12 protein-coding genes and 3 pseudogenes are annotated in these 14,284 nt (G+C 37.4%); 9 read left to right on the top strand and 6 right to left on the bottom strand.

All coding sequences use genetic code 11. From position 1 onward, the window contains the following. Positions 1–2: 2 nt before the first annotated feature. The 5 genes and pseudogenes from WG932_RS13635 to WG932_RS13615 all read right to left on the bottom strand — a co-directional run bounded on the left by WG932_RS13635 (position 3) and on the right by WG932_RS13615 (position 3,327). Positions 3–662 carry a hypothetical protein gene (locus WG932_RS13635; protein WP_483088297.1) on the bottom strand — a complete coding sequence of 220 codons (660 nt, stop codon included), beginning with the start codon at positions 660–662 and terminating at the stop codon, positions 3–5. Positions 663–731: 69 nt separating this feature from the next. Further along, complete coding sequence (locus WG932_RS13630; protein WP_483088296.1) at positions 732–923, bottom strand: DprA-like winged helix domain-containing protein; 192 nt, start codon at positions 921–923, stop codon at positions 732–734. 20 nt (positions 924–943) lie between these two features. Then, entirely contained in the window at positions 944–1,855 is a 912-nt protein-coding gene (gene dprA / locus WG932_RS13625; RefSeq protein WP_483088295.1) for a DNA-processing protein DprA, read from the bottom strand. Then, positions 1,836–2,188, bottom strand: a pseudogene (locus WG932_RS13620) (MerR family transcriptional regulator). Before WG932_RS13620 ends, dprA begins: the two are co-directional and overlap by 20 nt. A 162-nt stretch (positions 2,189–2,350) precedes the next feature. Beyond that, positions 2,351–3,327: pseudogene (locus WG932_RS13615) on the bottom strand (peptidoglycan DD-metalloendopeptidase family protein). 154 nt (positions 3,328–3,481) lie between these two features. Between WG932_RS13615 and alaS the strand changes: the two are divergent. The 9 genes and pseudogenes from alaS to WG932_RS13570 all read left to right on the top strand — a co-directional run bounded on the left by alaS (position 3,482) and on the right by WG932_RS13570 (position 13,490). Beyond that, a pseudogene (alaS, locus tag WG932_RS13610) lies at positions 3,482–6,112 on the top strand (alanine--tRNA ligase). A 67-nt stretch (positions 6,113–6,179) separates the two neighbouring features. Further along, the gene (gene gatB / locus WG932_RS13605; RefSeq protein ID WP_483088294.1) at positions 6,180–7,664 is read left to right on the top strand and encodes an Asp-tRNA(Asn)/Glu-tRNA(Gln) amidotransferase subunit GatB; all 1,485 of its coding nucleotides are present in this window, start codon (positions 6,180–6,182) and stop codon (positions 7,662–7,664) included. 4 nt (positions 7,665–7,668) lie between these two features. Then, positions 7,669–8,784 carry a redoxin domain-containing protein gene (locus WG932_RS13600; RefSeq protein ID WP_423779193.1) on the top strand — a complete coding sequence of 372 codons (1,116 nt, stop codon included), beginning with the start codon at positions 7,669–7,671 and terminating at the stop codon, positions 8,782–8,784. 360 nt (positions 8,785–9,144) lie between these two features. Beyond that, positions 9,145–9,612, top strand: a complete 468-nt coding sequence (locus WG932_RS13595; protein WP_149392664.1) for a nucleoid-structuring protein H-NS — start codon at positions 9,145–9,147, stop codon at positions 9,610–9,612. A gap of 29 nt (positions 9,613–9,641) precedes the next feature. Next, on the top strand, positions 9,642–10,220 hold the full coding sequence (locus tag WG932_RS13590; RefSeq protein ID WP_014018714.1) for a hypothetical protein: 579 nt from the start codon (positions 9,642–9,644) through the stop codon (positions 10,218–10,220). Next, the gene (locus WG932_RS13585) at positions 10,217–11,056 is read left to right on the top strand and encodes a hypothetical protein (RefSeq protein WP_014018713.1); all 840 of its coding nucleotides are present in this window, start codon (positions 10,217–10,219) and stop codon (positions 11,054–11,056) included. The genes WG932_RS13590 and WG932_RS13585 overlap by 4 nt, the downstream gene beginning before the upstream one ends. 42 nt (positions 11,057–11,098) lie before the next feature. Further along, positions 11,099–11,410, top strand: coding sequence for a hypothetical protein (locus WG932_RS13580; protein ID WP_483088293.1), 312 nt, complete (start codon positions 11,099–11,101; stop codon positions 11,408–11,410). Between the two features lie 8 nt (positions 11,411–11,418). Beyond that, the gene (locus tag WG932_RS13575) at positions 11,419–12,522 is read left to right on the top strand and encodes a leucine-rich repeat domain-containing protein (RefSeq protein WP_483088292.1); all 1,104 of its coding nucleotides are present in this window, start codon (positions 11,419–11,421) and stop codon (positions 12,520–12,522) included. After that, positions 12,444–13,490 carry a leucine-rich repeat domain-containing protein gene (locus WG932_RS13570; protein WP_483088291.1) on the top strand — a complete coding sequence of 349 codons (1,047 nt, stop codon included), beginning with the start codon at positions 12,444–12,446 and terminating at the stop codon, positions 13,488–13,490. Before WG932_RS13575 ends, WG932_RS13570 begins: the two co-directional genes overlap by 79 nt. A gap of 63 nt (positions 13,491–13,553) precedes the next feature. Here the strand turns inward: WG932_RS13570 and WG932_RS13565 are convergent, their stop codons facing one another. Next, a complete protein-coding gene (locus WG932_RS13565; RefSeq protein ID WP_483088290.1) occupies positions 13,554–13,970 on the bottom strand; it encodes a Dps family protein in 417 nt (138 codons plus the stop codon). Positions 13,971–14,284: the final 314 nt, after the last annotated feature.

Genomic DNA, 14,284 nt, shown 5'->3' with positions numbered 1-14,284 from the left:
GCCTATTTCTTATTTACCTTAACATTTGTAAACCAAATTACTTTATTTCCGTCTTTCATTCGGTGATCCAAAGCAATTTTCACCCCTCCAAAATCTTTTTCATTTTCCCAAGTAAAGGCTCTGCCTTCGGCAGCATTTCCTTTTCTAAATACCCATTCTTTAATCAAATTGTTGTCATCTACATAAAGGTCATAGGCATCTCCCGGGGTATAACCATCTTCATTGTTGTAAATAATAGTAAGTTTGGTTGTCGGATCACTATTAATTGGAGAGTTTTGATTTTCAGTAATTTCTGTAGTATATCCTTTGTCCCAAGCCAATTGGAAAGGATAGAGTAACCAATATTTATCATTAATGAATTTATGGTCAACCTCTTTCAATTGATCAGTCTTTTCAGCAATAAGGTAAGTGACACTAGTGTCGGCATCTGAATAGGAAACTTCACCTTTAACAAGGTCCCACTTCCAATCTCTCACCATTACTGTTGCGCTGTCCCTTCTTACGTTCCATGTATAAGAAATGGACTGTACCTCATCTAATTGATCATAGCCATATGCTTTTGCAATTTTCATAGGTAAAGTATCGGGAGTATTGTTTACTTGGCTTTGGCAACCGATCAATACAACTAGACAGGATATGAAAGAGAGGAATGAAAGTTTCATAATATTATGTTTAGATCAGAATGATTCAATGTAATCAAAAAAGACGATTGGGCCATACAGTTAAGCCATTTATTGTTTGCTATGGAGCCATTGATACCTTTTTCCCGGAAAGGCTTTCACAAAACCCAGAAATTCTAAATTGAGTAGTTTTACTGCTAAGGTGCTGATTGGGACATTTAAATCATGACTCAGCCAATTTACTTCGACCTCTTTTTTATCAAAAATCCTTTCCAGAATTTTGTTCTCTAAGGGGTCTAGCAAAGAGGTGTCCGGAAAAACCTTTAGAGTTCTCTTGATTCCATATCCCAGGATAAGGAGTTCACAATCTCTTTGGAACTCATGTAAATCCCTGCTTTCATTTTTCTTATTAGGTCGTTGCAGCCTTCGCTGTATTTAGATTGGAGATTTCCTGGTACAGCAAATACTTCACGGTTATAACTGTAGGCTATTTCTGCTGTGATCAGTGCGCCTCCTTTTTTTGCTGCTTCAACCACAATCAAAGCATCTGATAGCCCTGCAATGATTCGATTTCTTTGTGGGAAGTTACTGGGACTCATTTCAGAGCCTAATTTGTATTCGGTAAGTAGCCCCCCACAATCCATCATTTGCTCGGCTATTTTCTTATGTGTGGAAGGGTATATGGTATTGAGATCAGAGCCCATTACCCCAATGGTTGATAAGTTTCGAGACAAGGAAGCACGGTGTGCCTCTATGTCTATACCATAAGCCAAGCCGCTGATAATGCAAGGCTGAAATCTGGATAATTCCTCAGTGATTTGATGGGTAATGTTTTTGCCATATTGCGTTGCTTTCCTAGTGCCAACTATCCCCAATGTTTTTTTTGGGTTTAGCTCCAAGTTTCCTTTGCTATATAATACAGGAGGAGCATCGGAAATAGACTTTAATCGATTGGGATAGTTATTAGCATGAAAACTATGGATCTGAATTTGATTTCGGTTGGCAGCTTCTACAATTTGTTCTGCCTCTTTGAGGAGATTTAGTTTTTTCTTTCTGAAGGCCAGTAATTTTGGGCCTATGCCTTGGATTCTTTCCAACTTACCTAAAGGTAAATTAAAAAATGATGCTGCAGAACCGCAGTGTAAAATGATTTTTTTATAGGTTCCCGGGCCTAATTTGGGAATCAAACTGAGGGCTATAGAATATAAAAAGTCATTATCCGGCTTGCTTGTCATTCAGATTGTCTTTGATTTCTGTCAAAAAACCTCTGATTTCATGTAGTCTTTGGATCATAGCTGCTTTGTCCTGAACCTTATGCATGTCCCTTTTGATAATATCTTGGGCACCTGTGAGCGTATAGCCTTTTTCTTTTACCAGATGGAAAATCAATTGAATCTTTTCAATATCATCGATGGTAAATCTACGATTCCCTTTTTTGTCTTTTTTAGGCTTGATGATATCAAATTCACCTTCCCAATACCTAATCAAGGACGTGGCAACCTTAAACTTATCGGCAACTTCGCCAATCGAATAATACTTTTTTCAATATCTTTTTCTTTGTAAGGCAATTCTCTGGTGTTTTTTTAATCAAAAATATAAAAATTATCCATTATATAGAAAGCAATTGCTGCTATTAATTTTTTAAGTTTCCACGATGTTGAATAGTAGCAAAAAAAGGCCCTTTCTTCATTTTCTAAAGAAAAGGCCTATAATTTTTTTAAATGCCTGCTTTAAGATAGCGATTGATTTTCTCTGGAAGCTAATTCAAGAATTTTATCAAACTCTGTTGGTTCAAGGTCTTTGAAGAAATAATTGACAGGATTTACATATTTATCGTCCTTAATCACTTCATAATGCACGTGGGGAGCTGTAGATGAGCCGGTATTTCCTACAGTGCCTATTTTGTCACCTCTTTTTATTTTGTCTCCGACTTTCACATTGAAGTCATTCATATGGGCATACCTGGTTTTGAAACCAAACCCATGATCTATAACAACAGATTTGCCGTAACCTCCAAATTCAGTCCTTACTCGCTCAACTACACCGTCGCCTGTTGAGTAAATTGGTGTACCTTTAGGAGCAGAGAAATCGATACCTGTATGCATTTTTTTCCCTTAAGTATCGGATGTAGGCGAATACCATAACCTGAAGCCAACCTATTTAACTCCTCATTGTGAATGGGCTGGATGGCAGGGATAGACGCCCAATACTCTTCTTTGTTGAGGGCAGTTTCTGAAAGCTCATTATAAGATTCCCATTGAATATACAACTGTTTTTTAAGTGTTTCCACTTTGTTGGCAACAGATATAATCATCTTGCCTTGATTAAGGCCTTTTTCTTTGATGTCTTTAAATCGATCAGATCCGCCATAGCCTGCATTTCTAACTGAATTTGGGATTGGTTCAGATTCAAAAATAACCCTGTATAGGTTATCATCCCGTTCTTGCAGGTCAGCCATCATGGTATTCAATTGAGCGACCTCCTGTTCCAATAGTTCGTAGTAAAGATTAAGTTCTTTATTTTCCCTTTTTAGAATCAATTCTTTGGGGCTGTCAAAGTAATAATGGAACACAAGGAGTATTCCAACAGCTAATATTGAAGACAAGGATAAAAATCCTAAAACATTTAAGGTGACATCCCATTTGCTCTTAACATACCTTTCGTATTTACAAGTTTTGGGATCGTAATAATATTTTATTCTACTCATTTAACAAATAGTACGTTAAAACTTCTAATTTTGTAATCCAAAAAACCCAGTAGATTAAGCTACTTTGTAGGGAAGTAGATAGTTGGGTGTTTGGTTACAAAGATAATTCAAAAACTTTAAATATTCCAAGTAATTCATTCTAAGGTAAATAAACATGAATTCCAAACAAATAAGAAGCCATTTCATTGATTTTTTCAATCTAAAGCGCATCAGTTTGTTCCATCTGCACCAATAGTTGTGAAAAACGATCCCACATTGATGTTTACCAATGCTGGAATGAATCAATTTAAGGATTATTTTTTAGGTAATGAAAATCCTGAACATATTCGCGTTACTAACAGTCAAAAGTGCCTCAGAGTTTCAGGAAAGCACAATGATTTAGAGGAAGTAGGAGTTGATACCTACCACCATACCATGTTTGAAATGATGGGCAACTGGTCATTTGGAGACTATTTCAAGAAGGATGCCATCAATTGGGCATGGGAACTACTCACTGAAGTCTACCAATTGCCTAAAGATAGGTTATACATCACCGTTTTTGGAGGAGACCATGTCGATCAATTGGAGCAGGACGATGAGGCTTTTGATTATTGGGCGGAATTGGTTGAAAAAGACCGTTTTTTTTTGCTCTAAAAAAGATAACTTCTGGGAAATGGGAGAAACAGGCCCTTGTGGTCCTTGTTCAGAGATTCATTTTGACATGAGGCCTCTGGAAGAAATCAAACAAATTCCCGGTAGGGAGTTGGTAAATGAAGATCATCCCCAAGTAATTGAAATTTGGAACTTGGTGTTCATGCAGTTCAATCGCTTTGCTGACGGACATCTTAAAGAATTGCCGGCCAAACATGTAGATACAGGGTTGGGTCTAGAAAGACTGGTGAGGGTCATTCAAAATAAATCATCCAATTACGATACAGATTTATTTACACCATTTATTGCTAAAATGGAAGCCATATCCGGCTTTACCTACGGTGAGTCTGAGAAAATAGACATTGCTTTTCGGGTAATAGTGGATCATATCAGAGCCATTTCTTTTACCATTGCAGACGGGCAGTTGCCCTCCAATAACAAGGCAGGATATGTTATTCGAAGAATCCTAAGGAGGGCAGTACGTTATGGATATACCTTTTTAGACCTGAAAAAGCCTTTCTTGTTTAATTTGGTGGCTGTATTGGCAGAGAAATTTGGCGAATTTTACCCTGAAATTAATTCACAACAAGACTTTATCACTAAAGTGATTCAGGAAGAAGAGTTGGCATTTTTAAGAACTTTAGACAAAGGCTTAAAAAATCTTGAATCCATCCAAAAGGGATTGGCAGATAAAAATGAGAATACCATCCCCGGAGAGGTAGCTTTTGAATTGTACGATACATATGGGTTTCCTTTGGATTTAACTTCTCTAATAGCGCGTGAGAATGGACTTAGTGTAGATGAAAAGGGCTTCTCAGCAGCTATGAAAGCACAGAAAGAGAGATCCAGATCTGCTTCAAAGCTTGAAACCGGAGACTGGATTATGGTAAACGAGGAGGAGAGTTCTGTATTTGTTGGCTACGATACCTTGGAAGCTACTGCCCAAATTATCAAATACAGGAAAATTAAAGATAAAAAGAAAGACCGCTTTCAGTTGGTGTTGACAGCAACACCTTTTTATGCAGAGAGTGGGGGACAGGTGGGAGATACAGGAACACTTTCTAATGATGAAGAACGCATTACTGTATTAGATACAACCAAAGAAAATGACTTGATTGTTCATTGGGTAAGTGCATTGCCTAAAAATCCGGAAGCAGATTTTAAAGGACAAGTTGATGCAGAAAAAGACGGTTGATTAAGAGCAATCATACAGCTACACATTTATTGCAGTCGGCTTTGAAGCAAGTGCTCGGCGAGCATGTGCAACAAAAAGGATCTCTGGTCAATGAAAAGATATTAAGGTTTGATTTTTCGCATTTTGCCAAGTTGAGCCCTGAAGAGATTCTTCAGGTTGAAGACATCGTCAATGGGAAGATTAGAGAAAATATTGCACTGGATGAGAAAAGAAATGTGCCCATCAATGAGGCAAAGGCTATGGGAGCAACGGCACTCTTTGGTGAGAAATATGGTGAGCAGGTTCGTGTAATTACTTTCAACCCTTCCTATTCAGTGGAATTGTGCGGAGGAACTCATGTGGCGGCAACAGGAGAAATAGGATTGTTTAAAATAACTTCTGAAAGTTCTATCTCGGCAGGGGTAAGAAGAATTGAGGCAGTTACAGCCCGGGGAGCAGAAGATTATGTGAAAAAGCAATTTGCCTTACTTGAAGAAATTCAAGAAACACTGAAACATCCCCGAGATCTTGTGGCTGCGATAGAAGGAATGATGACCGAAAGGGCTGCTTTAAGGAAAGAAATTGAGGTTTTGAACCAAAAAGCTACTGAAAAAATTAAAGAAACGTTAAAAAGTGAGGTAAAATCCTTCAACGGTTATAACTTAATATTAGGATTGATTAAATTGCCTAATGCTGAAGCCTTGAAGAAGCTTTCTTTTGAATTAAAAAATGAAATAGAGAACTTGGTAGCTGTTTTAGCTGCTGACATTAATGGCAAGCCGCAACTGGCAATTGTGGTAAATGATTTGCTTGTAAAAGACAAGGGGCTTCATGCCGGAAATATGGTAAGGGAGCTTGCAAGAGAAATCAAAGGAGGGGAGGAGGCCAACCCTTTTTCGCCACAGCCGGGGGAAAGATTCTTCGGGTTTACCTACCGCCTTGGAAAAAGCTGAAACTTTGCTTCAGCAGGCATTGAAATAATTTAGCTGAATCCAAATGTCTTCGCTTATGGCTGACACTTTGGAACAAAAACTGTAACAATTTTAAAATGATTGAAGATAAGTCCACTACATTAACGGCAGAAAATATTAAGGAGAAGTATGAATTGGTGATTGGCTTGGAAGTCCATGCCCAATTACTTACCGAAAGCAAGATGTACACTGCTGATGCCAATAGCTATGGGAAAATGCCCAATACCAATATCTCAGTGATTACATTAGGGCACCCGGGAACTTTACCTAAAGTGAATAGGAAAGCAGTTGAATATGCAGTGAAGATGGGCTTGGCATGTAATTCTTCTATTACGAGAAGAAATGTTTTTGCCCGAAAAAATTATTTTTATCCGGATTTACCTAAAGGATATCAGTTGACTCAGGATAAAAACCCTATCTGTGTTGGAGGCTTTGTGCCCATTACGCTTGATAGCGGCGAGAAAAAGGAGGTAGCCCTCACTCGAATCCACATGGAAGAGGATGCAGGGAAGTCCATGCACTTGGCGGGTGAAGTGGACACATTGGTAGATTTTAACAGGGCAGGTGTTCCACTTATAGAAATCGTAACAGAGCCTGACATGCGGTCCTCTGAAGAAGCATATAAAGTGCTTGCAGAAATCAAGAAGTTGGTGGTTTATCTGGATGTGTGTGATGGCAATATGGAAGAGGGGTCTTTGAGGTGTGATGCCAATGTGTCTGTAAGGCTTAAAGGTGACCAAGAACTAGGAAAAAAAGTAGAAGTGAAAAATATGAACTCATTTAGAAATGTGGCCCGTGCCATTGAACATGAGTTTGAACGTCAAATAACTTTACTTGAAAAAGGCGAGGAAATCATTTCTGAAACTAGGACATTTGATGCTGCTACCGGTTTGACGGCAAGTATGCGAACCAAGGAAGATCTGAATGATTACAGGTATTTCCCTGAGCCTGATTTGAGTCCTGTTGTTATTTCCGAAGAGTGGCTTTCGTCCATTAAGGCGGAATTACCTGTTCTTCCAAGGGAATTGTTCGATAAGTTTGTAAATACTTATGGGCTACCTGAATATGATGCAGGAGTTTTAACAGACCAAAAAGATATTGCTTTATGGTTTGAGTCGTTATGTAAACATACGAACAATTATAAGGCAGCCTCCAACTGGATGATGGGGCCTATCAAGTCTTATTTAAATGAATTGACATTAAAAATTGAAGATTTTCCTTTAAAGGTATCACAAATTGCGGCCCTAATAGCCTTAATTGATGAGGGTAAGGTAAGTTTTACTGTAGGATCTCAAAAGATTTATCCGCAATTGATAGCCAACCCGGAAAAAACACCTTTGGAGATTGCTCAAGAATTAAATTTAATTCAAGACAGCAACGAAGACTCTATTAAACCGTTGATAGAGGAAGTTCTGTCACAGAATGCGGCCAAAGTCAAAGAGTACAAGGCAGGTAAGAAAGGGCTTATGGGCATGTTTATGGGGCAGGTGATGAAAAAATCTAAAGGCAAAGCTGACCCTAAGGTGGCTAGCAAAATTTTAACAGAATTATTGGATAATTAATTGTATGAACGTCTTAACTAAAAGTATGCTTTCAATGGGCTTAACAGCGATGCTGTTGTCCGCATGTGGGGGAGAAAAGAAAGAGGTATTCGATGGAAGTGTTACCATTTCCGGAGAATTAAAACAAATTCCTGAAGGAGAGGTTGTGTTGTCTGTCTACGAAGCAGACAAAATTACTGTTCTGGATACACTTGAAGTTAAAGGAGGTTCATTTAGTTACGACTTGGATATAGACAAACCAAACTTTTATGATTTGGACCTATATGGTGAAAAAACCGTACGTTTGGCTTTGTACCAAGAAGATGTTCAAATTAAATACCATTTTGGAACCGAGGAATTAGCAGTAGAAGGTTCTGCAGACAGTCGTTTATTATTCAGAATAGACGAGTTGACTGCTGAATACCAAGAAGAGGCCAATGCTTTAAATTCTGCATTTTATGAAGCAATGACAGAAAAAGATCAGGAAAAGGTGCAGAAAATACGCGAACAAGCCGTAGAAATGGGCATGAACCAAGCTGAACGTGTCAAAGGAGTGATAGCAGAAGCTGAGGGTAGTTTTGCGGCATTGGCAGGAATTGGAATGCTAGACCCAGGCAAGGATTTTAACTTTATGGATAGTATAGTAACCTCCTTAGGTGAGCAATATCCTGATATGAAATTAATCAATACTTGGAAACAGGAATTGAATGAAATGAGGGCACTTTCCATTGGGCAGCCGGCACCGGAAATATCGTTGCCAAATCCTGAGGGGGAGATTGTCAATCTTTCTGATTTACGAGGAAAATATGTGATGGTGGATTTTTGGGCAGGTTGGTGTAAACCTTGTCGTGATGAAAATCCAAATGTGGTTAGGCTGTATGAGAAATACAAAGACGAGGGGTTTGAGGTATTTGGAGTATCACTAGATAGAACAAGAGAAATGTGGACAAATGCCATAGAAGAAGATGGTTTAACTTGGACCCAAGTTTCCGACTTAAAATATTTTAATTCCACGGCCGCTGCTACCTACCAGATCAATGCAATACCGGCTACCTATATGATAGATCCTGAAGGAAACATTATGGCAAAAGATTTGAGGGGTAAATCCTTAGAAAGAAAGCTTGCCGAAATATTCGATTAAATGAAGAAATTACCGTTAAAATAAACATTCTTAAATTTCGGTATATAATGATATATTAGTGTTTAATTCGAATATAAAATCAATTATTAGCTAATAGTGTGTTTTGTAAAATTATTCGCTTTAATTGGAGGGCTTTACTTAATAAAATTAATTGAAAACATTTTAAACTTAGCAAATTCAAACCAATAATAATGCCGTTCATTGCTTAAATTGTGCAGAATAAAATTGAGGCAATTTTAAAAAAAATACTTAAAACAATCATCTACCAAAAGTAATCGCCTTGGAGTTTGTGGAATCAAACTACAATTATTCCCCAATCTGATAGGCCTTTACCATTAACTTAAAAACCATTCAATTCTTATGAAAAAAAGGAACCTTAAATTCCCCTTGACGCGGTCATTGACTGTTATGCTATTCGTTTTATTAGCTATGGGAGCTTGTAAAAGCAAGAAAAAAGTGGTTGAGGCTGCGCCTGAACCGGTACCGGTGGAAGAGCCTGCCCCTCAACCGGAACCAGAACCTCAGCCCTCAGCCGAAGAAGTTGCAGTTGGGAAATTAGAAAATTATTTCAATGCAGTAGCGAATGCTTCAAATGTTCAAGGAGCTAATAATACCATCAGAGAAGCTTTAGGGATGTTTTCAAATCAGAATACTCCTGTTTTAATTGTAATTCACGAAGAGTCAGGTACAAAAGACTATGATGAGCCTACGACCATAGAGAGGTACCTAAACTATCTTAAAGACACCAAGAAAAATCTAAACTTTATCAGCGATATCAGAATGGATGGATCAGGAAAAGTCACAGAATTAGAATTAAGAAGAAGATAATTTTTAAAAAAAATAGAAAGTAAGTTATTATGAAAAAATACATTCCATCCCTGCTTATCTTTTTCCTGGCAACAAGCATCTCAGTTTTCGCCCAGGATGAAAGCATCAGTCCCCAAAGAAAGCAAGCAATTGACTCTCTTGCATTAGAAAAAGTAAAAGATTTAAGTAAATATATCAGTATCATCGGAAGTAAAGAAACACAGTTTTCTGAAGCTACGAGGGTAATGGATAGAGCAGAAGAACTTTTTGCTCCTGATGCTGAAATGGGCGTTTCCTCTGTCAATACCAATGAAGTAGCCTACTACAAAATCAGAAGGTATTTTGAAAGGCTTATGGCCCTGAATTATGATCGAGTGAATATCAGCTGGTATGATATCCACTATATTTCTGACCTTGAAAGACAGCCTGACGGTAGGTATGTAGGAGTTATCACTATATACCAAAGATTTGAAGGTACTTCTCAAGAGGCAGGGTTGAACTATAGAGATACTACCAAGAAGGATATAACCATCTATGTAGAGAAAAAGCAAACCCAGATCTCAGGTAGAACCATTGAGTTTTGGGATGTGTTGTTGGGAGATGTGAGAGTGACTGAAACATCAGCATGAGAATAGTATTTGCAACATTAATTACAATAATCTTATCAATTTTTTCCGCGCCGGGGCAGACTTTCAATAGCTCCGGCCGGATAGTTGATGATGGCAGGTTTGCTGCCGCTACCAAACAAGTCAATCAATTTTTCAGACGATTTAATGCAGAGGAAAGCAAAGAAGGAGATGTAAGGTATAACCCTGGCGATGAGAAATACCACGATATTGCCTTAAGAAAATCTTTTATAAATATCCTTTTTGACAATGAAACCTCAGGAATTAGCAATGAGCTTAAAAGAGAGTTTATAGGCCATGTTACTTCCGAAACTTATCCCCAATATCTCAATTTTCATGGAGGAGATTGGTTCGCAGAACTCAATACTGTTTTCACTTATAATGGCAAAAGACAAGATGTGGTATTGTTTTTGAAGTTACAGCCTCAAGGTTTGGGATACGAGTGGGTCATAGAAAATGTGAATTTCCCTCCATTTACAGCAGTATTTGATAAACCCAAAGGCGATGAGAAAAAATTTCTTCACCCTTTAAGCCATGAATTGGGTTTTATGAACCTTAGAAAGGCTATCGTAGACAATCCAAAGCCGGAGTCGTATACCCCGGATGGTTTTCAGCCAGATTACCTTACTTTATTTCTCTATGAAATAAAAAATAAAAGGTTGAAATTTGAAACAGTTAAGGATACCAAATTCCACTTTTTTCAAATTGACAAATGGTATTTTGAACTAGGTCAGTTTAACCGACCCGGATTTAATACCGGATGGTTGATCGCTAATTTGATGAAGTTGGAGGAAGGTGACAAAGAAATTATATTGAACTATATCTATGACAGGGATTAAAGTAAATGCATTTATCCTGATTTATTTTTTTGTAATGCCCCATTGATCCTAGCTCAGGATCTTGGTGGATATACCAAACAGGAAATTAAAGAATTTAGCCAGCAGGCCGAAGATCAGGTTCGTTTCTTACAGTATTTTCTAAACACGGTAGGCAGCGGAGAAACCTCAGCCAGAGATAAAGATGTTATTATAAGAGAAAGTTATAGGAAAATTTTTAGGGATGAAAATGTTCAGATTGAGGATGATCTTCTCCTTGATCGACAGGTAATTACCAATAAAAGCATAGTTTCTTACCTGAAAGACATTGAATTCTTTTTAAAGACGCTGCCTTTGAGTTTAAAATTAAAGAGGTAAAACCAAAATTGAATGACAACGATGAGTTGTTTTTTGAAATATCTTTGGACAGAACCTTGACAGGCCTAGGGCTCGAGAATGAAAACATTGAAAACACAAAACCTCGGTATGTAGAAATTAATCTGGACCGGGATTCCAATGAGCTGAAAATAGCAAGTATTTACACTACCAAGCTGAGTAGAGACGAAGAGCTTTTGGAGTGGTGGAGCACCCTTTCTTTAGAATGGGAGACCTTGCTTAGGGAAAAATTTGATATCACTGAGGATTCTGTACAGCTTGATATGTTGTATAAAATTTCTGCTTTAGATACTTTAGACCTTTCAGGCAATAAGCTTTTGGTAGATATTGCACCTATTCATGTGTTTAGGGACTTAAAGTACGTGGACATTAGCCGAACTCAGATCAAAGAACTGAGTCCTATTAGTAACATTACTTTCCTCTCTTACCTAGACATCTCCAATACCCCCACAGATGATATTCAATTCATAAAGTATTCTGACAAACTAACCTACTTAAATATTTCCGGGACCAAGGTGACCAATATTGATGAATTGACGAGCCTTAAAAATCTCAAAACATTTAAAGCAGCCAAGACACCCTTAATGGGATTTGGTGTTTTGGATAATTTCAAAAATATTGAAACCCTAGATCTGGAGGAAAGCGGTTTCAATAATATTGAAAACCTTAAAAATTTATCACAACTTAAGGTGCTAAACATTAAAGGTAACTATCTGATAAACTTTGGATTTTTGTCGGAACTAAAAAAATTAGAGGAAATAAATCTGGAAGAAACAAACATTTTGGACTTGTCTCCTTTAGCTTCTCTGCCATCCCTCTGGTGGGTTAATATCAATGGTACGGAAGTAAGTCAACTGGATCCTATCAATGGTTCGGGGTCAATTAAAAGAATTTATGCAGATAGAACGAGTATCTCAGAGAATGCTGCAGAGATCTTTATAAGGGCTAATAGAGGTATTTTACTGATCCATAACGTGGAAAACCTCCAAACTTGGTGGCAAACCCTTCCTGATGGATGGAATCAGGTGCTGGTAGAAAAATTACCTGCCCTAGGGCAGAAAAACCTACCATTGAAACCCTTTCCTCTTTGGTAAACATGGATTCCTTGAATTTAAGCAATAGCAAGATTAAAAACCTAAGACCTGCCCTTAAGTTTAAAAGCATTACATTCTTGTCTCTAGAAAACACCATGATAGAAGATCTTTCTCCTTTAGCAGAAATGAAAAATCTTTTGCACATAAATGGAGATTATAGTGCTGTAAATAATCTCAACGCCCTTCAGGAACTTACAGGGCTTAAACGCCTGTCATTTGTGGGAACAAGTGTTGAGTCAGTTGAACCGCTTAAAAGCCTTCCTTCACTTGAATACATAAATTTGGATAATACCAAAGTACCGGAATGGGATGTACAAGAATTGGCGAGTTTGTTGCCCCAGACCAATGTGATTTTTAGATCTGAAGCCTTAGAATCTTGGTGGAGCGGCCTTAATCAGGATTGGAAGCAATTGATTTCCGACAATTATAGCTTAAAAGATAATCCCGACACTTGGGCATTGCATAAAGCTACAGCCAGTTCAAAAATGGAAATACTTGGGGCCAATGTTATTAATTTAGAACCCCTTCTTGTTTTCTTTAACTTGAAGGAACTAATCATTAAGAACGTTCCTCTTCAAGATCCTTCTGCGATCTCTAGGTTAGAAATGCTCCAAGAACTTCAAATTACGGAGTCCCCTTTTAGAGATTTAAATGTGGTGGCGCCTTTGGTTAACCTGGAAACCCTCAATGTGTCCAATACAGCAGTAAGTGAATTGGAACCCCTCAATGCTCTTGAAAGATTAAAACACTTGAATTTGTCCGGAACAAATATTTCAAACCTTAAAGGCTTGGAAATGCTTTATGATTTGCGGACTTTAGATATTGCCAGTACAGGAGTGAGAAGCCTGAAACCAATTACCCACCTGATAAATTTAGAAAGTTTGGTTTGCTTTAATACTAGATTGAGCAATCGTAATGTAGAAAAGTTTAAAGCTGAATTACCAAACTGTGATGTGAGGTATTACTAATAATAGAATCCGAAAAAAAATAAAATAATATAAAAAAAATCCCCGATTTTCTCGGGGATTTTTTTAGTCCTTGATAAAAGAAGTCAGCATCCAATGGTGCAATTCTACACTCTTTATAAAGGCTATCAGCATATCTTCTGTAGCACTATCACCCAAGTCTGCCACTTTTACAGCACAATCATTCATGTTGTCTACTAGTATTTGAAAGTCTTTAAGAACTTCATTTACCATTTCTTTGGAACTAAGGTCAGTGCCTACTTCTTTGATGTCAGCATACTTTAAGTAATCTTTCATCAAGCTATAAGGGGTCATTCCAAAAACCCTGATTCTCTCTGCAATCAAATCAATGTTTGCAAAAGACTCTGTGTATAACTCTTCAAATTTCTCATGTAGATCAAAGAAATCACCTCCGGTTACATTCCAGTGAAAATTCCTTAATTTTTGATAGTGGACGTGATAATTGGCCAATAACTGGTTCAATGAAGCTACTATTTTTTCTGATTCGTTCTTATTGTATCCGAGTTTTTTAAATACTCTTTTTCTGATTTGGTGCTCATAATATTCAATTTATCTTTAAAAATAATTTGATCTTTGGCATATACATGTCCATAAACTATGCCAATCCAATAAAATCATTCTAGCAAATTATAATTAACATTAAAAATTTATATTGATTTTAATCCAAATTCCTAATTTTAGAAAAATGCATTTAGCTGTTTAGCTAAAAATCGAAATTTCAGAACTATTTTTGTCTTATCATTTTACAGCACGGCTGGGTAAACGATAGCAAAATT

It is taken from the genome of Cyclobacterium sp. SOCE241, assembly GCF_056867545.1.
This window is presented reverse-complemented; position numbering and strand designations above follow the sequence as displayed.

What these genes read in the sequence shown, in the direction of transcription:
- WG932_RS13635 (WP_483088297.1), bottom strand. Translation starts at nt 662, where the DNA reads ATGAAACTTTCATTCCTCTCTTTCATATCCTGTCTAGTTGTATTGATC.
- dprA (WP_483088295.1), bottom strand. Translation starts at nt 1,855, where the DNA reads ATGACAAGCAAGCCGGATAATGACTTTTTATATTCTATAGCCCTCAGT.
- gatB (WP_483088294.1), top strand. Translation starts at nt 6,180, where the DNA reads ATGATTGAAGATAAGTCCACTACATTAACGGCAGAAAATATTAAGGAG.
- WG932_RS13600 (WP_423779193.1), top strand. Translation starts at nt 7,669, where the DNA reads ATGAACGTCTTAACTAAAAGTATGCTTTCAATGGGCTTAACAGCGATG.
- WG932_RS13595 (WP_149392664.1), top strand. Translation starts at nt 9,145, where the DNA reads ATGAAAAAAAGGAACCTTAAATTCCCCTTGACGCGGTCATTGACTGTT.
- WG932_RS13590 (WP_014018714.1), top strand. Translation starts at nt 9,642, where the DNA reads ATGAAAAAATACATTCCATCCCTGCTTATCTTTTTCCTGGCAACAAGC.
- WG932_RS13585 (WP_014018713.1), top strand. Translation starts at nt 10,217, where the DNA reads ATGAGAATAGTATTTGCAACATTAATTACAATAATCTTATCAATTTTT.
- WG932_RS13570 (WP_483088291.1), top strand. Translation starts at nt 12,444, where the DNA reads ATGGAATCAGGTGCTGGTAGAAAAATTACCTGCCCTAGGGCAGAAAAA.